The organism is Desulfonatronospira thiodismutans ASO3-1 (assembly GCF_000174435.1).
In the GTDB taxonomy this organism is placed as follows: Bacteria; Desulfobacterota; Desulfovibrionia; order Desulfovibrionales; family Desulfonatronovibrionaceae; genus Desulfonatronospira; species Desulfonatronospira thiodismutans.
Genome location: NZ_ACJN02000003.1, coordinates 896,356 through 917,803, shown reverse-complemented (window position 1 = coordinate 917,803; position 21,448 = coordinate 896,356). Strand labels below are relative to the sequence as shown.

The 21,448-nt window shown below is 53.4% G+C and carries 20 protein-coding genes; 13 read left to right on the top strand and 7 right to left on the bottom strand.

Translation table 11 applies throughout. The features are described from left to right. Window positions 1–21: 21 nt before the first annotated feature. On the top strand, window positions 22–687 hold the full coding sequence (locus DTHIO_RS16175; protein WP_244156384.1) for a DUF47 domain-containing protein: 666 nt from the start codon (window positions 22–24) through the stop codon (window positions 685–687). A gap of 111 nt (window positions 688–798) precedes the next feature. Here the strand turns inward: DTHIO_RS16175 and DTHIO_RS16170 are convergent, their stop codons facing one another. Then, a complete protein-coding gene (locus DTHIO_RS16170) occupies window positions 799–1,512 on the bottom strand; it encodes an SIMPL domain-containing protein (RefSeq protein ID WP_008871335.1) in 714 nt (237 codons plus the stop codon). Between the two features lie 709 nt (window positions 1,513–2,221). On the opposite strand from DTHIO_RS16170, the gene DTHIO_RS16165 reads away from it, so the two are divergent. From DTHIO_RS16165 to DTHIO_RS16115, 10 genes are all read left to right on the top strand, one after another. Beyond that, entirely contained in the window at window positions 2,222–2,614 is a 393-nt protein-coding gene (locus tag DTHIO_RS16165; RefSeq protein ID WP_008871334.1) for a phage holin family protein, read from the top strand. Window positions 2,615–2,793: 179 nt separating this feature from the next. Further along, the gene (locus DTHIO_RS16160; RefSeq protein ID WP_008871333.1) at window positions 2,794–4,059 is read left to right on the top strand and encodes an OmpP1/FadL family transporter; all 1,266 of its coding nucleotides are present in this window, start codon (window positions 2,794–2,796) and stop codon (window positions 4,057–4,059) included. Between the two features lie 365 nt (window positions 4,060–4,424). Further along, window positions 4,425–4,661 carry a hypothetical protein gene (locus DTHIO_RS21735; protein WP_161598693.1) on the top strand — a complete coding sequence of 79 codons (237 nt, stop codon included), beginning with the start codon at window positions 4,425–4,427 and terminating at the stop codon, window positions 4,659–4,661. 68 nt (window positions 4,662–4,729) lie between these two features. After that, a complete protein-coding gene (locus DTHIO_RS16145; protein WP_008871331.1) occupies window positions 4,730–5,833 on the top strand; it encodes a DUF362 domain-containing protein in 1,104 nt (367 codons plus the stop codon). 434 nt (window positions 5,834–6,267) lie between these two features. Then, window positions 6,268–6,573: an FmdB family zinc ribbon protein gene (locus DTHIO_RS16140; protein ID WP_008871329.1), complete on the top strand. Its 306-nt coding sequence runs from the start codon at window positions 6,268–6,270 to the stop codon at window positions 6,571–6,573. 123 nt (window positions 6,574–6,696) lie between these two features. Continuing rightward, the gene (purB, locus tag DTHIO_RS16135) at window positions 6,697–7,989 is read left to right on the top strand and encodes an adenylosuccinate lyase (protein ID WP_008871328.1); all 1,293 of its coding nucleotides are present in this window, start codon (window positions 6,697–6,699) and stop codon (window positions 7,987–7,989) included. Next, on the top strand, window positions 7,989–8,564 hold the full coding sequence (gene pyrE / locus DTHIO_RS16130) for an orotate phosphoribosyltransferase (protein WP_008871327.1): 576 nt from the start codon (window positions 7,989–7,991) through the stop codon (window positions 8,562–8,564). Before purB ends, pyrE begins: the two co-directional genes overlap by 1 nt. Then, complete coding sequence (locus tag DTHIO_RS16125; RefSeq protein ID WP_008871326.1) at window positions 8,565–9,146, top strand: hypothetical protein; 582 nt, start codon at window positions 8,565–8,567, stop codon at window positions 9,144–9,146. It abuts the gene before it with no gap. Window positions 9,147–9,204: 58 nt separating this feature from the next. After that, window positions 9,205–10,419: a L,D-transpeptidase family protein gene (locus DTHIO_RS16120; RefSeq protein WP_161598692.1), complete on the top strand. Its 1,215-nt coding sequence runs from the start codon at window positions 9,205–9,207 to the stop codon at window positions 10,417–10,419. Continuing rightward, complete coding sequence (locus DTHIO_RS16115) at window positions 10,419–11,114, top strand: hypothetical protein (RefSeq protein WP_008871324.1); 696 nt, start codon at window positions 10,419–10,421, stop codon at window positions 11,112–11,114. The genes DTHIO_RS16120 and DTHIO_RS16115 overlap by 1 nt, the downstream gene beginning before the upstream one ends. Here DTHIO_RS16115 and DTHIO_RS16110 read toward each other — a convergent pair. Together DTHIO_RS16110 and DTHIO_RS16105 are read right to left on the bottom strand one after the other, a co-directional pair. After that, window positions 11,041–11,988 (bottom strand): RluA family pseudouridine synthase, encoded by a 948-nt coding sequence (locus DTHIO_RS16110; protein ID WP_050775224.1) that lies wholly within the window; start codon window positions 11,986–11,988, stop codon window positions 11,041–11,043. The two genes, DTHIO_RS16115 and DTHIO_RS16110, sit on opposite strands and share 74 nt — an antisense overlap. A 250-nt stretch (window positions 11,989–12,238) precedes the next feature. Next, entirely contained in the window at window positions 12,239–13,837 is a 1,599-nt protein-coding gene (locus DTHIO_RS16105) for a hypothetical protein (protein WP_008871322.1), read from the bottom strand. A gap of 109 nt (window positions 13,838–13,946) precedes the next feature. Here DTHIO_RS16105 and DTHIO_RS16100 point away from each other — a divergent pair, with 109 nt between their 5' ends. Next, complete coding sequence (locus tag DTHIO_RS16100; RefSeq protein ID WP_008871321.1) at window positions 13,947–15,215, top strand: RsmB/NOP family class I SAM-dependent RNA methyltransferase; 1,269 nt, start codon at window positions 13,947–13,949, stop codon at window positions 15,213–15,215. Between the two features lie 52 nt (window positions 15,216–15,267). After that, window positions 15,268–16,506 (top strand): molybdopterin molybdotransferase MoeA, encoded by a 1,239-nt coding sequence (locus tag DTHIO_RS16095; protein WP_008871320.1) that lies wholly within the window; start codon window positions 15,268–15,270, stop codon window positions 16,504–16,506. Between the two features lie 152 nt (window positions 16,507–16,658). Here the strand turns inward: DTHIO_RS16095 and DTHIO_RS16090 are convergent, their stop codons facing one another. The 4 genes from DTHIO_RS16090 to fbp form a co-directional block, all read right to left on the bottom strand. Beyond that, entirely contained in the window at window positions 16,659–17,399 is a 741-nt protein-coding gene (locus DTHIO_RS16090; RefSeq protein WP_008871319.1) for a class I SAM-dependent methyltransferase, read from the bottom strand. Between the two features lie 3 nt (window positions 17,400–17,402). Then, window positions 17,403–19,070, bottom strand: a complete 1,668-nt coding sequence (gene ilvD / locus DTHIO_RS16085; protein WP_008871318.1) for a dihydroxy-acid dehydratase — start codon at window positions 19,068–19,070, stop codon at window positions 17,403–17,405. 287 nt (window positions 19,071–19,357) lie between these two features. Then, the gene (gene tsaD, locus DTHIO_RS16080; protein ID WP_008871317.1) at window positions 19,358–20,443 is read right to left on the bottom strand and encodes a tRNA (adenosine(37)-N6)-threonylcarbamoyltransferase complex transferase subunit TsaD; all 1,086 of its coding nucleotides are present in this window, start codon (window positions 20,441–20,443) and stop codon (window positions 19,358–19,360) included. After that, window positions 20,436–21,446 (bottom strand): class 1 fructose-bisphosphatase, encoded by a 1,011-nt coding sequence (gene fbp, locus DTHIO_RS16075; RefSeq protein WP_008871316.1) that lies wholly within the window; start codon window positions 21,444–21,446, stop codon window positions 20,436–20,438. Before fbp ends, tsaD begins: the two co-directional genes overlap by 8 nt. Between the last annotated feature and the right edge of the window lie 2 nt (window positions 21,447–21,448).

Genomic DNA, 21,448 nt, shown 5'->3' with positions numbered 1-21,448 from the left:
AATGCGAGGTGCCCCATGAGAATGAATTTTTTCGGACTTTTGTCCAACAAATCCCCCATGGAAGGATTGCATGATCACTATGAAAAAATCCATGAATCCATCGAGGTTATAAACGAAGCACTGGAGTGCTATATCGGCGGGGGGGACAAATGCCCGGAATTTATATCCCTGCAGAGCCGCATAAATGAACTGGAGAGCCAGGCGGACAAGATTATCCGGCATATACGCAATCACCTGCCGCGAGGTCTTTTTATGACCGTGGATAAGATCCAGTTTCTCAATTACACCAGCGTGCAGGACAATATCCTGGATGCCGCCCAGGAAGCCCTGAACTGGCTGGGCATGCGCGAGGTGAATATCCCGGAGGAGTTTCAGCGAGATCTCTTGTTTTTACAGGGTGATGTGGTCAAGACCCTGGCCATGGTGGGGCCGGCCCTTAGGGAGACTACAGCCTTAGTGCACATGGAAAGCATGAACCGCGAAGAACTCAAGGAAAGCCTGCGCAAGATCAGGGAACAAAAGGACAAGGTCTTCAGGAACAAGAACGAGATTACCCGGAAAGTCTTCAATTCAGATCTGGAATTCAAGGATATCTACCAGCTGATTCACTACGTGGACAAGCTGTACCTCATGGCCTTCAACAGCAGCAAGTGCGCCGAAATACTGCGGACCATGATCGCCAGGTAGGAAGCAGGGAAGACAAATGTTCACATCGAAGGCATGATGTCGGTATTTTCATGCTTTATGGTCAAAGAAAACAGGCATCGCTGCAAAATGATATCATCATTTATCCTGCAGTCAGTCTTCCAGGAAATAATCCACGCTGGTCACCACTCTGACCCGCTTGATTTCCGGGGTGAAATCGTCCCGGTCGTTGATGGTGAACAGTCCCTGGCTCGCCCTTCTAATGGCTCCAACACTGCTTTCTGAATCCCGGGCGAACTGCCTGGCTGCGCTTCGGGCATCGCGTGTGGCCTCGGCTATCATTTCCGGCTTGATTTCCGCCAGGCCTGTGAATTCAAACCTGGGCTGAAACTCGTAAGAGTGCACCAGGACCACCCCCTCTGAAAGGAGTTCTCCTGCGGCGGACATGGCTTCCTTGACCGCTTTTGCATCCCCTGTGCGCACGGTTATTACACTCTGGGCGGTAAACCTGTTGGCCGGCAAGTGCTGAGGAGAAGCACCAAAGGCGTGCTGGTCGTTTATCCTGGGGGATGAGATGGATGCCTCGGCCTCCCCAAGGCCCTGCCTGTCTAAAAAAGCCATGACTTTATCAGCGGAAGTGTCCAGCTCTTCCTGAATTTTCTGCAAGTCGTTTCCCGCCGCGCTGAAGGAGATGGGCCAGTAGGCCAGGTCTGCAGGCACTTCCCTCTCAGCAAATCCGCGTACGCTTACGTATCTGTCGTAGGATCTAAAATCTTTGACAGCCCCTCCAAGAACCAGGGAGCTGATGACCAGGGCCACGCCGATAAGCAGGCCTGCTGAAAAATTACTGGTCCAGTTTTCACGCATGCGAGTCCTCCTGATTCAGGCCGGGCCAGGATTGTGGGGTTGTTATGCTTGGTTGCCGCAGTCTCATGTAGTCAGTTGAGGTCTGTTTGTGCACCAGGCACAAAGATCCCTTGAGAAGGGGAGTATACGGGTCTTGCGGCAAGCCCGGAAATAGTCTTGTCACTTGTGATAGTCCCCCAATTCCGTGAAAATGTCTACTTAATTATTTTGCAGCCGGGTATGTATCCAAACCTGCCCTATAACATGGCCGGCTGCTCAAGCGCGATATGGTCTTGTAAAAACTTGACAATATTTTTCATATATAGGAGCTATGCTAACGCGGGATATGCCCGCAACCCAATAAAGAAAAGAGTATTTTAGACAGGATTAACAGGATTAAGAGATGGATTAAGAGAAAAATATTTTTGTCCTGGCTCCCAGTTTAATGCCCTTCGGGCTTGCTCTGCGAGCAATTAAACGGGACAGGCGGAAGCCAGGCCAAAAGGTCTTCAATCGCCTTTGGCGATGGTAAATTCAGTCAGCGGCATCAGGCCGGTGGCTGATTATCCTATCCATCCTGTTAATCCTGTCTAAGGCCTGCCACGCGCAGCGCGTGGTTCTTGTTTTTTATGACAGGGTTTCAGGAGTAAGTCACTGACATAAGTAATCCAAAGCAAGGCTTCAAAAACAATAATTCAGAACTTCAATTCTTGCCCCAAGAGGTGATCCCATGCCTGGAATTATTATACGCTGGCTGATTTTGACAGTGGCGGTCATAATCTGCGCCTACATAGTGGGCGGAATCCATGTGGCCGGATTTTTTTCAGCTTTCGTGGCTGCCGCCTTTCTGGGTATCCTTAATGCCCTTTTCCGTCCCATACTCCTGCTGGTGACCCTGCCGTTAAATGTCCTCACCTTCGGTCTTTTTACCTTTGTAATCAACGCTGTACTTCTGCTGATGGTCTCCGGAGTCGTCTCCGGACTGGAGATCCACGGTTTCTGGTCGGCCATGGGCGGGGCTCTGATTATAGCCCTGGTGAGCTGGGCCTTGAGTTCCTTTGTCAGTGACCAGGGCCGGCTGGAATACATAGAGCTCAAAAAGCGCGGAAACCGCTGGGAATAGAGCGTGTTGTCTTCCGGCCGGTATCCGGTGCTAATGCATGACGACTATCCCTTCCGATTATGTCTGGAATTAAAATTGTATGCAGATATTGCCTTTTTTTCCTGAAGGTATTAGGCAGTCAGTTTTTTGGGTGCGGTTGAAAAATGGCATAAAATCCGTGAAACTGACTTGGAGGGGAAATGAACTGGAAAAGAGTTGTTGTGCTGTTTTTGTTCATGTGTTTCGGGTACGGGGGAAGTGTCCACGCAGCCGGCTTTGCCCTTTATGAGTGGGGGGCCAGGGGAACGGCGCTGGGGGGCACCATGATCGGCAGAGCGGACGATGCTTCGGCAGTGGCCTATAATCCGGCGGGAATAACCCAGCTTGAGGGCACCAGGACCAAGCTGGGTTTTTCTGTGGTGGCCCCGGGCGGAGACATAAGGACCACTGATGAGACGGGAAATACTGAGACCACCAGTATAGAGAGCAATTACTGGATTCCGCCGCATGCATTTTTGACCCATCAACTGACAGACCAGGCCTGGCTGGGTCTGGGCATATACTCCAGGTTCGGACTGGGGACTGAATATCCCGATGACTGGCCCGGCAGATATAATTCATATTACAACAGGGTACAGTCCCTGTCCTTCAACCCCAACCTGGCCCTGAAGATCAGTGATTCATGGTCCATGGCATTCGGGATTGAAGTAATGTGGTTTGATTTCAAGCAGGAAAGAGCTGTTAATGGACAGGCTTTTGGACTTTCAGATATAGATGCCGAAGTCCACGGAGACAGTTTCGGGTTTGGAGCCAACGCAGCCCTGCACTACAAGCCCAGCGACACCTGGGCGGTGGGCCTGACCTACAAAAGCCGGGTAAAGCAGACAGTCTCCGGCGATGCAAAGTTTGATCGACCTGCGGGTACTCCTCCAGGTTTTTTCCAGAACACCTCCGCAGAGGGTGACATCACATTGCCTGATTCCTTTGGCTTGGGGGTAATGTATCGGCCCCTGGAAAGGCTGACCCTGGAAGCCAACGCCATATATACCTTGTGGAGTACTTATGATGAGCTGAAAATTGAGTACAGTGAACCTCTCTTTCCAGGTTTTGAAGAGCGAGCTATTGATAAAAAGTGGGAGGATGTGTGGCGTTTTCAGTTCGGCGCGGAATACGACCTGACAGAGCTTATAGATCTGAGGCTGGGGTATGTATTTGACCAGATCCCTGACCGGGACAAGTATGCCGACTACATGACTCCTACCAACGATAGACATATTATTACCTCCGGCATCGGATTCAGCTGGGACCAGGCCAGCCTGGATCTGTCCTATTCCTACCTGTGGTTCGCCAACCGCAGTATTGACGCCAGGGACAGCACCGATGACGGCACTATAGATATACTGGACAGCAGGTTCAAGGATGGACATACCCACATCGGGAGTATGAGCTTCAGCTATCAGTTTTGAGTTTAAGGATGATGGGATTGAGGTATTCAGGAATTGGGGAATCGAGGAATTGGGGGATTTGGGGAGAAGGTGGTGTAACCCCTCATCAATATGTAACCATTCAGGGGGTGCCAGCAATCCCCACCGGGAATAGACTTGAGGCGTACTCCCCAGCCGTGAGCGGCAGAGCCGCCCGCCTGTCCCGTGAAACACCCAGCACTCACTTTAATAATTTCGGTTTCATCACAAGCAAACAAATGGAAAAGTGAGTGCTGGGTCAGCGTAGCTGGTTTCACTGGGATGAGCAACGAAGTTGCCCGTGCCAAAAAATCTTCTCCGGCACGGGAAGCCTTCAGGCTTCACACTGGTGCTCCGCACACACGGTTTTGAAGAATAAAAGATCCCCAGCAAGGCATTACCCGTCTGGCAGACAGGCAAATTGGCATATCTCCCCCCCTGAAGAGTTACATCAGTATGAGGCTCTTGTCGGGGTCGGTATCGGGATCGGCATCGGTATCGAAGGTTTTGGGTTTTTAACCCGCTTGATTATCACTTCTATTTTTTCCGAAGCCGATACCGATCCCGACTCCGACTTCGATAAAGATCACACGAATCGGTTTTGACAGGGAGCAGCCCCGGGGGTTGTTCCCTGTTTTTATTTCTGGCAGTAAAGGGGCAAAGGAGAATTTTTATGAGCAAAGTATATTTCTGGAACCTGCGGGCCTCGCGCAAGATGCCCTATGACCTGCGCTTGAAAAAGCTGCTGAAGAAGATCGACCTGGGTTCCATGCTGGAGCCGGGCATGCTCACTGCGGTAAAGATCCATTTCGGGGAGGGAGGCACCACCGGCTTTGTTTCCCCGCTGTGGGTCAGGCCCGTGGTGGAATTTATAAAGAAGACCGGGGCCAGGCCATTTCTTACCGATACCAACACCCTTTATGTGGGCAACAGGGGGGAGGCCGTATCCCACCACATGCAGGCAGCAATGCACGGTTTCGACCCCAATGTGCTGGGAGCCCCGGTGATCATTGCCGACGGGCTCAGGAGCAACAACCAGAGAAGGGTGAGCTTTGAGGGCAGGCACCTGTCCGAATTTTACCTGGCAGGCGATATAATGGATGCTGATTTCATGGTCAATGTCAGCCATTTCAAGGGGCACGAGCTTTCCGGTTTCGGCGGAGCCCTGAAAAACCTGGCCATGGGCTGCGCCACCAGGCAGGGCAAAATGCACCAGCATTCCGGCCTGGCTCCCAAGGTGGATGATTCCCATTGCCAGGGCTGCGGCCTGTGCATGCAGGTCTGTGCATCCGGGGCTCTGACTCTTGTTGACGAGAAAGTGCGCATGGACCCGGAAAAATGCGTGGGTTGCGCTGCCTGCATTCTGGTGTGCAAAACAGGGGCCCTGCAGATCAACTGGGAGACAGAAGGCAATGCCTTCCTGGAGCGCATGATGGAGTACTCTGCTGCTGTACTTTCCCGGAAAAAAGACAGGTGCGTGCATATAAATTATATTTTTAACGTCACCCCGGACTGCGACTGTCCGGGATTCAGCGATGCCCCTCTGTGCCCGGATCTGGGGGTTCTGGCCTCCCTGGATCCGGTGGCCCTGGACAGGGCCTGCCTGGACCTGGTGAACCAGGCCCAGCCTTTGCATCCCAGTGCTTTGCCCAAAGATATAACACCGGGCCAGGACAAGTTTACTGCAGCGCATCCCAAGACCAACGGCTCTCACGCCCTGGACTATGCACATGATCTGGGCCTTGGATCACAGAGCTATGAACTGGCTGGGATTTAATCTCCGGCTCAGGCCAACAAAGTACTGGACATGCCGTAATGTTATGTATTAAAATTATTTTTTTAGAAATTGAAAGGGAGGATTGAAATAATGAGCAGGCACAAGAAGATTGAACGTCACAAGGAAATTGACCGGCGCCGCCGCAGAAAGAAAAAGCGCCTCAAACAGCGCAAGAAAGAAGCTATCCAGGCCGCTGGCAAGGCCTAGCCTGGCCGGTTCTGGATGTTTTCAGGCAGGGATCTCAAGCCTGATGGGTTAAGTGTCAGCTGGCACCGGAAGTCTTGACAAATCTTTTTTTGGCGATAAATGAATTCTGCATTGTGGAAGGATTTTGCGTCAATGTTTTGTTCAAATCTTTTTATGAGGCAACTGCTTGACAGATACTAAAAAAACATCAGGAAAAATATATTTCAAACCTGTCTAAGGAGGAAAAAATGCCTATTTACGAGTACAGGTGCAACGAATGCCAACAGCTTTTTGAGGAGTGGCAGAAGGACTTCAAGGAACGTGAGGTCAACTGCCCCATTTGCGGGGGCGCATCTTCAAGACTTATTTCCAATTCAGCCTTTGTGCTTAAAGGCAGTGGCTGGTATGTGACGGATTACTGCAACCGCAAAAGCGAGGTCGGCAACGGCAACGGCAAAACCACCGCCAAAAACGGCGAAGCCAAGAGCGATAACTCGGCCTCGACCAGCTCAGAAAGCAGTACCCCGTCATCCCAGGACACATCCAACACTTAACTTTTAAAAGGCAGCTTTCAAGCTGCCTTTTTTGAACTATAAGCTGAGATTCAATTCCTGCACCTCCACAGGTTAAGTCTGCAGGGCCTTAAACAGCCCTGAAAATCCGCCTGGAAACTGACCATGATAGAAAGATATACCCGAAAGGAAATGGGTGAGCTCTGGACCCAGGAGAAAAGATTCAGGGCCTGGCTGGAAGTGGAACTGGCCATCTGCGAAGCCTGGCATGAACTGGGTGCAATCCCGGCTCAGGACATGGAAAATATCCGTGCCAGGGCCGACTTTGACCTGGACCGCATTCTGGAAATCGAAGAGCGGACCAGGCACGATGTCATCGCCTTTCTAACAGCTGTGGAAGAAAAGGTAGGGCCTTCGGCCAGATATATTCACCTGGGATGCACTTCCTCGGATATTGTTGATACTGCCAATGCCCTTTCGCTCTACAGGGCAGGTGAGATAATCGCCAAAGCCCTGGACGGGCTTCTTCAGTCTCTGGACCGGATATCCCACGAGTACAAGGGCCGGCTCATGATGGGGCGTACTCACGGCATTCATGCCGAGCCCATCAGTTTCGGGCAGAAAATGGCCGGTTTTTATGCTGAAATGCGCAGACACGAGGCCAGGTGGCAAAGGGCGCTGGAGCAGATCCGGGTGGGCAAGATATCCGGTGCAGTGGGCACTTATGCCCATCTGGACCCCCGGCTGGAAGAGCTGGCCTGCCGGAAGCTGGGTCTTGAGGTGGACCCTGTATCCACCCAGATAGTGCAGCGCGATCGCTATGCTGAGTATTTCACCGCTCTGGCCCTGATGGCAGGTGGTATTGAGCGTCTGTGCGTGGAGCTCAGACACTTGCAGCGCACCGAAGTACTGGAAGCCGAAGAAGGCTTTTCCAAGGGGCAGAAGGGGTCTTCAGCCATGCCGCACAAGAAGAATCCCATTTCCGCTGAGAACCTCACCGGACTGTCCCGGCTGGTGCGAAGCAATGCCCTGGCAGCCATGGAAAACATGGCCCTGTGGCACGAACGCGATATCAGTCATTCCTCTGTGGAAAGGGTGATCATGCCCGATTCCACCATCCTTATCCACTACATGCTTACCAGGCTCACGAACCTTCTGGACAAGCTGCAGGTAAATGACGCCAATATGGAGTACAACCTGGATCTTTCCATGGGGCTTTACTTTTCCCAGAGAGTTCTGCTGGCCCTGGTGGAAAAGGGTCTGGAGCGGCAAAAGGCCTATGAACTGGTGCAGGAGGATGCCATGTACTGCTGGGAGAACAAGGTATATTTTCCCGACAGGATCCGGGAGAACCAGGAGATCCTTAAGCATATTCCACTGGATGAGCTGGATGCAGTCTTTGATATGGGCTACTATCTCAAGCATGAAGACTTAGTATTTCAGAGGGTGTTTAAATAGTGCAAAATTTTGACGCAAAGTCCAGGCTGGCTGAGCTGCTTTACAATAAGTCTTATCAGGAAGGGAATTTCACCCTGACCTCCGGCAAAAAAAGCGATTATTATTTCGACTGCAAGCAGACCGCCCTGCATCCAGAAGGCGCTTTTCTACTGGGGCGTATTTTCTTAGATATGCTTTATGCGTATGAAAAGTATCCGGAAGGGGTGGGCGGTATGACCCTGGGTGCTGATCCACTTGTGAGCGCTGTCACAGTCATGTCCTATCTTGATAATCGTCCTCTGCCCGGTTTTATTGTCCGGAAAAAGGCCAAGGGGCATGGTACAGGACAATTCCTGGAGGGTATGGCCAATTTCAGCCCGGGGCAAAGGGTCTGTATGCTGGAAGATGTGATAACCACTGGAGGCACACTTTTATCCGCCTGCGAGAGAGTCCGTGATGCCGGTCTGGCAATCGGTCCCATACTCTGCGTTCTGGACCGTGAAGAGGGCGGTGCGGAAAACATAGTCCGGGCCGGTTTTGACATCAAGTGCATATTTACTCGCCAGAGTCTGCTTAGAGCAGCAAAAGGGGGTTAAATGCCACCATGGGGCAAGATAACCATTTTTCTGGTCCTGGCTTTGCTGCTGGCCGGCTGCCGTGGACATAAGGCAGCGGAGTTTTTATGGCCGGACCTGGGCGATCCTTACGTGCAGACCACCAATGAGTGGACCAGAAAGGATTCCCTGCATTCGGGCCTGGATACGGAGATCATTGCCAGGGCCACCTACAAGAGCCCGGAATGGATGCAGGCCTACATAAAGAAGAGGGCCGAAGTATATGGACTGACTTCTGATGAAAAAGTGCAGCTGCGGCAAAACCTGGAAGACTCCCTGGAACACGAAACCCGTTTTTTCCTGGCCCTGGCCAAGGGGCATAAGGCCAGGGGCAGCTTAAAATTCGACGATCCCCTGTGGTCAATATTTCTGCTGCACGAGGGCAGAAAAATATATCCCTTAGAGATTCGTGAAAGCAGGGAGCCCCTGGCAAAACTGGAATCGTTCTATCCTTACGTCAACAGGTGGCAGGATCATTATGTCCTGAGATTCCCCCCGGTAAACGGGGACTCCATTGACTTAGTCATGTCCGGCCCCCTGGGCAGGGTGGAACTTAACTGGTGAGGTATTCTTGCGAACCATTCTTTTTTTATTGTTGATCCTGACGTGGTCCCTGCCGGCCATGGCCTGGGAACCGTTGATAACAGGTGATTCAAGGGCCCCGGAAGATCTGTTCGTCGTGGATAAGAAAAACCAGACATTTTTCGTTTTTTCAAACAAAAGCCCCCTGCGCAAAGAGTATAAATGGGAAGTCACTACTGGTGAGGGAGTGGGTGACAAGGAGGTCGAGGGGGATCTCAAGACTCCTGAAGGCATATATTTTATTGAGCGCCAAATAGATACCAGGCACCTGGACCGCGATCTATACGGTGAGATGGGGCTTACCCTGAATTATCCCAACCCGGTGGACAGGGCCAAGGGAAAGACAGGGTTCGGCATCTGGCTGCATGGGCGGGGAAAGGAAGTTGTGCCCTTTGATACGGAAGGCTGCGTGGCCATGGATATGAAGTACATGCACAGGCTGGAGGATATGGTGCAGCTTCAGAACACGCCGGTGGTTATTACCTCTACCATGAGCTGGGAAGAAGACGAGATAGAGCTGGAAAAGTCCCGCAAGATTGCGGATTTGAGTCTGGACTGGGCAGCAGCCTGGAGTGACGGAACAGGGGAATACTTTGAGTTTTATTTACCTGACAGGTTTGCCAGAAGCAGCGGCAAAAGTTTTTCCAGCTTCAAAAATCACAAACAGGGTCTTTTCAATACCTACGACTGGATGGATGTATACATAGAGCAGCCCAAGGTTCTGGCAGGGCCAGATTACTGGGTCAGCTACTTCGGGCAGGTATTCAATTCCTCGGGCTTTTTCTCCAGCGGTGTAAAGCGGTTGTACTGGCAAAAGGATGAAGCCGGCGATTTAAGGATTGTGGGAGAAGAGTTCAGAAATTACAACAAGCCCGGCCTGAAAGACAGTTATATTAAGGACAGGGGACAAAGGCTCAAGCAGGTAGTTGAAAAATGGCGGCAGGCCTGGCTGGAAGCAGATGTTGACAAGTACGCCTCCTTTTATCACCCCGATGCTGTGCAGGGAAATGTAAGAGGGCTGGACAGCATCCTGAAGGATAAGAAGGATCTCTGGGAACGCGGCAACGAGCCGGCCGAGATTGAAATATCTGATATAGAGGCCCATGTGGGCAGAGATGGGTTTGAGGTTCGTTTCAAGCAGGAATACGCAAGCCGGTCGGGATACAGCGACAAGGGGATAAAAACACTGCAGTTTGTTCCCGGTTCCGGGGACAGCTGGCTTATTCTGCGCGAGGACTGGAGAGAGACGGGATAATGAGCAAGAAGTACAGCGTTATCCTGATGCGTGATGATACTTCCGTCAGAAAATTCCGGATACGTCCTTTCTGGATCAAGTTTTTTATTGCCTTGTTTTTTCTTGCCGTGACCGCTGCTGCACTGGGGGGTTATTTTACCATCACTTTTTACCAGGAAAAGAGGCATGTCAGAGAAGATCTGCAGGTTGTCTCCAAAAACCTGGAACAGACTGCTGAAGAACTGGAAAAAAAGAGAAACATCCAGAAAATTTTCGAGACCTACGAGTCCCAAGACCTGCATTCCTTTTTGACTGTCAACGATACCAGGCGCAACATTGTCCCTCCGGTGGACCTGGTAGAAGTATTCGAATACAAAGACAGGGGCATTGTCGGGGTGGATAATGTCCAGGCCGGTTTTAACGGTGACCGGATGCGTGTGCGCCTTGACGTCAACAACATGGCTGAAGGAGAAACCATAAGCGGACGCATATTTCTGCACCTTGTGCGCAGGGATGGTCAACAGGTGGACCTTGACCTGGACCATGACGACCTTGATTACGCCATATCAAGGTTTAAAAACGTGGATGTGACTTTTGAACTGCCGGAAGAACTAAGCCCGGAAAGTATATTCGCCTTGAGAGTCAAGGCCAGGGATGATGACAGGCGTCTTCTTTACAGCGAGACCTTCCCCCTCTCCCAGATTCAGGTTTCCTGACCCTTTTTTCCAGGTCCCCCGGAGTTGTAAAATCACCTGTCCAGCCCGGGGGCAGACAAAATACATGCCCGGGCCATGCCAGCATATAGGCATGCAGATACATTTCAGCATACCCTGAATCTTTGCCGTATTTGCCATCGCCTATAACAGGATGACCGCTGAGGGACAGCTGGGTTCTGATCTGGTGCGTGCGTCCGGTGATAATTCGGATCTGGACAAGGGTTTTATCCCGGCTGGAGGCTATGGACCTGACCCGGGAAAGAGCAGGTCTGCCCTCCGGGGAAGGCTGCATTTTTTCAAAAGTTTTTATCAGCCTGTGCTCCAGATTTACCCACCTTGATGGCCAGGAGCCATGAACCCATGCCAGATAGGTCTTCTCCACCAGGTTTTTGTTCCACATGGCCTGAATTCTTCTGAGCCAGGCGTAGTTTTTGGCTGCCAGAAGAAGGCCTGAAGTCTCCTTGTCCAGCCTGTGTACCAGTGCAGGGGAGAAGTCTGCCCCGGCATAGTGCTTGCGAAGGCGAAGAACCATGTTGTCCCTGCGGGCCGATGTTCCGGAGTGCACCGGCACTCCGGCGGGCTTGTCAAGGACAGTGAAATCCGGGTTTTCAAATACGATTTGCAGCTCTCCGGCCCTTTGAGGGTCGTCACCGGTCTCCGGAAAATGCGGGGGAATGCGGACAGTATCCCCGGCATAGACCCGGTCATAAGGCTTCTTCCTCTTACTGTTGACCCGGACCTGTCCAGTGCGGATAAGGCGCATGAGCCCAGATCCGGGAAATTCTCTGCCCAGCCGCCTTTTAAGGTAGGAGAAAAGCTTCTGCCCGGACTCCGTGGAGGAAACCAGGCACTGCTGTGCTGTCTGCTTCTGCATATCTTGCATGTAACTACAATTTCAGTTTAGTCATTTTATGAGTACAGCACGGTCTACTCCCCTCCTTGGTTAAGGAGGGGCCGGGGGTGGTTCGATCTAAATAATAACTTCCATATTTTCCAGTGATTCGCAGGTTCTGCAGTGTTCAGCACACACAAGTGGATATTTTCGGCAAAATCATTTACCGGCATCTTAAGTGAGTGCTGGATTTCAGATCGCCCGGGCGAGAAGTTTTCAAAGTCTCAGCTCCTTACTGGTCCATCTTGTAGGCCAGGACTATGGTTCTTTGCTGCTGCATTCCGGTTATGCCCGGATGTGTATTCACACAGACCACAAGTTCCTTATTGCCGTCGCCGTCCATATCGTAGAGACCGAAGTCCTCGATGCTGGCCTGGATACGCCGGGTGTTCCAGTGTATGTTCAGGCCTACGTCGTCCCAGAACAAGGCATGTATCTCGCCTTCGGGGAAATTACGGTAGCGCTGGAAAACGCTGGCCAGGCGGCCTGAAAAGTGCTTGTGGGCCAGCAGCTGATACTCATCCTGCCCCTCCAGCCTGGTGGTCACGAGCCTTGTGGGGATATAGTAGTAACTCACTTCTCTTTCGCTGGGGGAAGTCTGCCCCATGCCGGGCATGGTATCGTCTATCTCCAGGCCCAGTCCTGATCCGGCATATTCTTCACTGGTGGTATAACGGCGGCGGTCGTCCGAGGAATACACTTCCAGGCGGTCATTTTCGGCCACCACCACAAGGTGATCGTCATTTCTTGGAAGAAAGGCGAAATTGAAAATGTTGGCCCTGTCCGGCAGGGATATTCCCGGGCCCAGTTCAGGTTCGCCGTCTGTAAATATGACCTCCTGGACGGCTCCAGGCCGGAAGAGCCTTGATCCACTGGCTATGCGCTGCCCCACCAGGGTCTGCTCATAGTTTGGAGGAGTTTTGGTCACGTTCATGAAAAAGCCGATTCTTCTATGAAGTTCCTTGAACTCGTTGTCCTCGAATCCCAGGATATATGATCTGGCCCGCTTGTCCTGCACGGCTGAGACGATGATTTCTTTTTTTCCGTCGCGATTGGTGTCCAGGACATTGATGTTCAGATTCTGATAAGTGCCGGGGGCCTCGTAGGTGCTCAGATGGTCAAGTCTTTCTTCATGCATGCGGTAGGCGTGTACCCTGCGGTCGGCCAGGATGAAGATGTTCTGCTCGCCGTCGCCCTGTGTATCTCCCACGGCGATGCCCACGCTGGAAAAGGGCAGGGTCTGGCTGCGCCACCTGCCGGCAGCCTGGGGGTCGTCTCTGAATTCAAAATGGGGGCTTACGTATGCCTCGTCCTGGGGAGGGGCCTCGGCCACCGGGGCCACCGGTTCCAGATCATCTGGTTCGGCCCGGGCTTCTGCATCGTCCACAACCATGGCTGTCAAATCCTGGGCCAGGTCCTCCAGGTCCGGGATAAGCTGGCCCAGGGAGCTTTCCCTGTCCAGTCTGTGACGTTCCATGTCTGCGTCCAGGACATATATTTCCAGGTTGCAGCTGTCATTCACGATAGTGGCTGACCCGTAAACCAGGAAGTCGACTCCAAGGGCGGTGAGCAGTTCCCGGGCCTCTTCTTCTGAGGCCGGGGGGGCCTCGACTTGCTGGTTGACTTCACCCGGGGGTATGGGAGAAGTTTCCCCGGTGCGGGTCAGCCTGGAGCTGAGCATGGATTGAATGCCCTGCTTCAGGTAGGCGTATTCCTGCGGACCGTGGATCTCAATGGGCATTACTGCATACTTTTTGGGCTCCTGCCCGGACCAGGCCTGGGCGCTGAAGACCAGCAGAAAAGACAATAAAACTAAGATTTTTTTAATCATTTATGGGTTCCTCCACATATGGGGCTTGTGCTTGGACAACCTCGTTATTGTTCAAGACCGGGGGCTTGTTTGTCAATAAGAAAGTAAATAATATCAAATAACAGAGATAATGCAAGTGTACCAGAAAACAGGCTATAAGCGCTTTTTCCGCTGGGTGTGCCGGGGTGCTGAACAGGAAAAATGCCACGACTTATTAAGTAGCGAGGGCTTTGACTTCGCCCCTGTCCCGGAGGTTCCCGGGGCCTGGGTGGAAGAAAACGGTCCCTTTGGCCTGGGGGCAAGCCTGGCCGGGTATTTCGGTTTTTTATATATCCAGGATCTTTCCTCCATGCTTCCGCCCATTCTTCTGGCACCGGGCCCGGGTCAAGCTGTACTGGACATGTGCGCTGCTCCGGGAGGGAAAAGCGTTCAGCTTGCAGAGATGACAGGAGAGGGCGGCCTGGTCATTGCCAATGAACCATCCAGGGACAGGCTGGGTACTTTACGGGCCAACCTGGAAAGACTGAATGCGGCCAACGTGGTCACCACGAATTATGCAGGCCAGGCTTTTCCTCAAGGACCTGTCTTTGACTGCATCCTGGTGGATGCCCCGTGCAGCGGATGGGGTACTGTGGGCAAAAACCCCGCAGTGACCAGGGTATGGAAAAAAGAAAACCTGCATACCCTGATAGAAGTGCAGAGAAAGCTCCTGGAGAAGGCTTACAAAATGCTTGCCCCCGGCGGGAGGCTGGTTTACTCCACGTGTACCACCAATGAAGAGGAAAACCAAAACCAGGTGCACTGGATTCTTAAGCGCACCAGCCTGGCAGGGTCCCCGCGGGCGCAGCATATGCAGAGTGAACTGGGTCTGCCCGGTCTGGAGAGCACAGCCCCTGGCATGCTGGTCATGAAAGGAGACGAGTCTGGTTCACAGAGTTTTTTCATGGCTGCCCTGGAAAAGCCCGGAAAAAGGGCCTGGACTCAAGAAAATGACAAAGTCAACGCCCCTTCATCCTGGCATAAGTTGATGCCTGAAGGTTTTGATTTGCCTGAACCACTTGAAAAAATAGGCCTGTACGGGTTTTCAGGCAAAGTTTTTTTTGTGCCGGATAAGGCCTTGCCTTATGTGCATCAGGGGCTCAGGATCAAGGGAATGTTTGCAGGAAGTCTCAAAAAAAACAGCTTCGTTCCAAATCCCAGAATGCGCATTTTCTTAAAAGGAAGCAGCACCATGGGGTACCAGGTACGGGATGTGCAGGAGGTCAGGGCCCTGGTGTCCGGACAGAGCAGGTTTTTTGATGCATCCACCCGGAACGGGCTGGTGGAATTCTACTGGCAGGGCCTGCCTATGGGGTGGCTCAAGCATAAAAAGTCCAGAGTTTTCTGGTCGGATAAGTAGTTGCCGCCGAATAATATAAAACTGTTTGAAACCAGGATATAAAGAGGGAACCATGGACGATTTTTTCAATGTGCTGCAGGTGGAAGAGCTGACACGGATACTACAGCAAATGCCCGCCCTGGGCACGCAAGAGCTTGGCCTGGAAAACTGCCGGGGCAGGTTTCTGGCCCGGGACTTACATGCCCCCGGGGACCTGCCGGCAACAAACAGGTGTTCCATGGACGGTTATGCGGTTAGGGCCGGGGATACCTTCGGGGCCGGGGAAAGCAATCCCGCCTATCTGGAAAAGGTTAAAGACCTGGGAATCTGTGATATACCGGACTTCAGCATTGATCAGGGAGGCTGTGCAGGCGTGGTCACAGGCGGAATACTGCCCCAGGGGGCTGACGCCGTGGTTATGCAGGAATATACAGAGGAACTGGGGGCGGGCACGGTGGAAGTAAGAAGGCCGGTGGCCCCCTGGGAAAATGTCATGTTCAGGGGGGAGGACGTGGCTGGAGGCGACGTGGCCGTTTCTGCCGGGCAGAGGGCCGGGTTCAGGCAGACAGCCATGATGGCCGCCCTGGGAGTGGACAAATGGGCTTTTTTCAAGACCCCCAGGGTGGGAATTATTTCCACCGGGGACGAACTGGTGGATATATCCAGCCCGTTGCAAGCCGGATATATCCGGGATGTAAACAGTTACGCTCTGGCGCACCTGGTTCGGGGGTGCGGTGGTGAGGCCACGGTTTACGGGATAACCAGGGACCGGGAAGAGGACTTGAACAAAGCCCTCTTGAGGGCCCTTGAAAAAAACGAGGTGCTGCTGGTCTCGGGCGGGAGTTCAGTGGGACAGCGCGATTTCACCCTGAAAGCCATGCAGGGCATCCAAGGGCTTGAGGTCCTGGCCCATGGCCTGGCCATCAGCCCGGGCAAACCCACCATCTTCGCCCGGAGGCACGACAAGTACATATGGGGTCTGCCCGGGCAGGTTGGTTCAGCCCAGGTGGTCATGCTGGTGCTGGTACTGCCTTTTTTAAATCACCTGCAAGGCGCTGCTGATGCTTTTTCAGAAGACGCAAAAGGCATGGTAAGGGCCAGGCTTTCGCGAAACCTGGCTTCCAGTTACGGACGTAAAGACTATGTGCGGGTCAGGCTTCAAGAGGATGAACAGGGCCTGACAGCAACCCCTGTACTGGGCAAATCAGGGCTGCTTAAGACTGTATTTCAGGCGGACGGTCTTATCTGGATTCCTTCAAACTGCGAGGGTCTGGCCAGGGGGGAAGAGGTCAGGGTAATGACTTTGCCCTGAGCCTCTGAGGTCAGAGGTCAGTGATCAGATGTCAGAGGTCAGGAGTCAGGAGTCAGGAGACAGCGGAGGTCAGAAGTCGCTCAAGTCGCTCAAGCGCTAAGGGGACTGTCCCCGGGTTCACGATGAATGGTTACGCGTGCACGGTAGTGACCTCACCCCGCCTTTATTTCTGATTTTACCGGGGCCAGAAGCGGAGTTTTAATAGGTTCCCTGTCTATCAGGTCCACGCGCATACCGGTAAAAGCCCCAAATACCGGGGGCCAGAGCATCCGGTTCAGTGTCTTGAATACATGTCTGTCCCGCCACAGTATCCTGGTGCCCAGGAGTACCGAGCGGGCGTAGGTTTTTTTATTGCCCAGATTTTCCTGCACCAGGGACCTGACTTCCCTGTATGAGTGCCACCTGGCCCGCACCAGCAGCTTGTCCCTTCTCCACAGCCGCAGCAGCTTGTGGCTTATATGGTAGAGGGAATTCTTATTCAGAAAGCAGATCAAAAGACCCTTGCGGGCTACCCTTCCGGCCTCGGCCAGCACCTGCCCCTGATCTCTGCAGAACTCAAGCAGGGTGATCATGGCGGCAAAATCGAACTCGTTGTCGTCAAAGGGCAGGCTCTCGGCGCTGCCCAGATGCAGATCCGCCCTGCAGCCGAGCTTGTCCCGGGCCTTTCTAAGCATGTCCGGGGAAGAATCTATTCCATAGATGTCAAAGCCGTATTCCCAGAACATGTCCAGGAAAATTCCAGTTCCGCAGCCGATTTCCAGAAGGCTCTGCCTGCGCCTGGGCCAGCCCGACACCAGGTGCTGAATGAGCCTTCTTTCCTGTTCTAAGGCGAAACGCCCCTCGGGAGTAGTGAACCAGCGGTCATAATTGTCTGCTTTTTCCGGGTTGAACATGGACTAAGTCCTGAAGGAAGCCCCGGTAGAGGCGGATCCGGCCATGCGGGCATACCTGCGCAGAAGCGGGGAATCTACTTCTTTTTCCAGGGGTTTCAGGCTCTGTCTTCTTTTTTCCAGCTCCTGGTCGGACACATTAAGGTTCAAGGATCCCTTGTAGATGTCTATACTGATCTCGTCACCCTCCATGACCAGGGCAATGGGGCCGCCCTCTGCGGCTTCCGGGGAAACATGGCCTATGGCCGCCCCCCTGGTGCCGCCGCTGAAACGTCCGTCAGTGATCAGAGAAACGTGTTTGTCAAGCCCCATCCCTGCTATGGCTGAGGTGGGGGTCAGCATTTCGCGCATTCCGGGGCCGCCCTTGGGACCTTCATTTCTTATGATGACAATGTCCCCCTGCCTGATTTGTCCATCAAGAATGGCCTGCACAGCATCCTCCTCGCCTTCAAACACCCTGGCCGGACCGGTCTGGACCATCATTTCCGCAGTGACCGCGGACTGCTTGACCACGGCACCATGAGGGGCGAGATTGCCCCGCAGAATGGCTATTCCGCCCCCCGAACTGTAGGGATTGTCCATTGAGCGGATTACCTGAGGGTCCAGAACCCGGGCCTGGAGATCCTCCAGGTTCTTTCTCCAGGAGTTGCCGGTTACGGTCATGGAGTTGAGGTCGAAAATGCTTTTGCCGGCAAGCTCAGAGACAACGGCAGGGATGCCCCCGGCGCGGTGCAGGTCCTGCAGGTGGTGCGGACCGGCCGGTGAAAGACGGCAGAGGTTGGGAGTCTTTCTGCTCATGACATCGAAGATGTCCAGGTTCAGTTCCAGCCCGGCCTCGGCAAAGACTGCAGGAAGGTGCAGCACGGTATTGGTGGAGCAGCCAAGGGCCATGTCCACGGCCACGGCATTGGCCACGCTCTTGGGTGTCAGGATGCTTTTGGGGCGCAGGTCGTCCTTTAGAAGCTGCATCACCTTCATGCCGGCTGTCTTGGCCAGCCTGATGCGCTCGCTGTACACAGCGGGAATCGTTCCGTTTCCGGGCAGTCCCAGGCCGATAGCCTCGCACAGACAGTTCATGGAATTGGCGGTGAACATGCCTGAACAGGAACCGCACCCGGGACAGGCGTTTTGTTCCAGGCTTTGCAGTTCTTCTTGGTCTATCTGCCCGCTTTTGACCCTGCCCACACCTTCAAAAACTGAAATGAGATCCACGGTCTTTCCCCGGTCTTCTCCGGCCAGCATGGGGCCGCCGCTGACAATTATTGAGGGCAGGTTCATCCTGATCATGGCCATGAGCATCCCTGGAACCGCCTTGTCACAATTGGGGATAAGCACCAGGGCATCAAATGGATGCGCTGAGGCCATGATTTCCACCGAGTCGGCGATGATTTCCCGGCTGGGCAGGCTGAAGCGCATCCCGGCATGGTTCATGGCCAGGCCGTCGCAAACAGCGATGGTGGAAAATTCCATGGGTGTGCCACCGCTCATGCGGATCCCGTCCTTGACCGCCCGGGATATTCTGTTCAGGTGCTGATGCCCCGGGACGATTTCATTGGCCGAGTTGACCACCCCCACCAGGGGGCGTTCCATCTCCTCCCGGGTAAGGCCCAGTGAATAAAGCAGTGAGCGGTGAGGGGCCTTTTCAATTCCCCTGGTCATTTTGTGGCTGCGCATCTCTCTAACCTCGTTGTTTTATCATTTCTAAAGTTGTCTGGTCTCTTATTGCGTATCTGTTTAGCTCTTTTAAGGAAAGCAGGGGACAGGCACTCCGGGACCCACTTGAGCATCATTTTGTGCTTAAAACATCTCATTTTTTGGGACAAGTGGGTCCCGGAAGAGCCAGTCCCCATGCCACATGCAAAGCGCTAAACAGATACCTTATTGCAAACGTTTCCAAGTAAAGTTGTTTGAAATTAAATCCTCAATCCCTGAATCCTTCAATCCCTCAATTCCTGAATTCCTCAATTCCTGAATTCCTCAATCCCCGAATTTTTCAATCCACAATAGTCCCAGGGTATTTTTCTACCCCTGGGCACTGCTTCCAGTTCCAGGTCGTGATACAGGCCGTGCCTGGCCAGAATTTCGCCGCAGCAGGCTATCATGGAGGCGTTGTCCGTGCAGAGGTTCAGGCTGGGCAGAATAAGACGCAGGCCCATGCTGCTGCAAAGCTTTATTGTTTTTTGACGGATCATGGAATTGGCTGCAACCCCCCCGGCTAGAATAACGTTTTGTACCCCAGTGGCAGAAACGGCCCTTTGCAGCTTGGCCTGCAGGGTTTCGGCCACTGCCAGGTTGAATGAGGCACATACCCTGGCCAGTTCCGGGTCCGGTGTGGAGTCCGGAGTTATTTCCAGGGGATTTTCCTGAACAAGCCCGGGGTGCTTGCGGATGTGATTGACCAGGGCTGTTTTGAGTCCGCTGAAGCTGAAGTCGAGGCTCGGGTTGTCCAGGTATGGCCTGGGAAACATATCCGGGTCCGGCTCTGCAAAGCTTGCGAAGCGGTCAATGTAGACACCTCCGGGGTACGGCAGGTTCAAGGCCCTGGCCGTCTTGTCAAAGGCCTCTCCGGCTGCGTCGTCCAGTGTACGGCCCAGCAGTTCAAATTCGATGCTGGAGTCAATTTTATACAGGCTGGTATGGCCCCCGGAAACCAGCAGGCCCACGGCCGGGAATTCAATCTCCTGTTCCAGCGCCGGGGCCATGAGGTGGGCATGCAGGTGGTTTACTCCCACCAGGGGGATTTTCAGGCCCATGGCCAGGCCCTTTGCAAAGCCCAGGCCCACCAGGAGGCAGCCCAGCAGCCCGGGCCCCCGGGCCACTGCAATTAGCTCGACATCCCCGGCCCGGCGTTCGCTTTTCTTAAGAAGGCTGTGCCACAGGGGCTGCAGCTTGCGCAGGTGCTCCCGGGAGGCCATTTCAGGCACTACGCCACCGAAAATGGAGTGCTTGTCCACCTGGGAAAACATGACCTCCTGCAGTATCCGGCCTTCATCAACAAGGGCCAGGGCGGTTTCGTCGCAGGAAGTCTCTATTCCCAGGCTAAGCATCCTGATCCCTGTAAAAGCTTACAGCCTGCTCCACGTCATTTTTGGAGCCTATGAACAGGGGCACTCTCTGGTGCAGTTCATGGGGGTCGATTTCCAGTATCCTTCTCTGGCCGTCGCTGGCCGCCCCGCCGGCCTGTTCCACCACGTAGGCCAGTGGATTGGCTTCGCACATGAGCCTTAGCTTGCCGCTGGTTTTTTTGGGGTCGCGGTTGTCCTTGGGATACATGAAGATGCCGCCGCTTAAAAGGTTGCGGTGAAAATCAGAAACCAGGGAGCCGATGTAGCGCAGGGAATAGGGCTTGCCCCGCCTGTTGTTGCTGGACTTGAAGGCGTTGACGCATTCCTGGGTGGGTTTGTCCCAGTAGTCCCAGTAGCTTTCATTCACAGAGTAGACTTTCCCCTGTTCCGGGGTCTTGATGTTGGGGTGGGAGAGCAGAAATTCCCCCACGCTGGGATCCAGTGTAAACCCGTGCACTCCGCTGCCCGTGGTATAGACCATCATGGTGGAGGAGCCGTAAATGAAATACCCTGCAGCCACCTGGTTCTCGCCTTTCTGCAGTACCTCTTCCATGTATACCGGGCCATTCTCGCGGGTGCGCCGGAAAATGGAAAAAATGGTTCCGATACTTACGTTTACGTCTATGTTGCTGGAACCGTCCAGGGGATCGAAAAGCAGAATATAATCACCCTGGGCGAACTTTGAGGGGATTTCTATGAGGTCTGCATTTTCCTCGGAAGCCATGGCACAGAGGAAGCCGGCCCTCTGCATGCGATATATGAGGATGGAGTTGGCCAGTTCATCCAGCTTCTGGACTTCCTCTCCCTGGACATTGGTGTCCCCGGTAAGACCCAGGACATTCACCAGCCCGGCCTTGTTCACCTCCCTGGATATAATTTTGGCGGCAAGGATAAGTTCGTTTAGCAGCCTGGTGAAACGCCCAGTGGCCATGGGACTGGCCTTTTGGTGTACAAGCAGATGTTCGGTTACTGTAATTTGGCGCATGA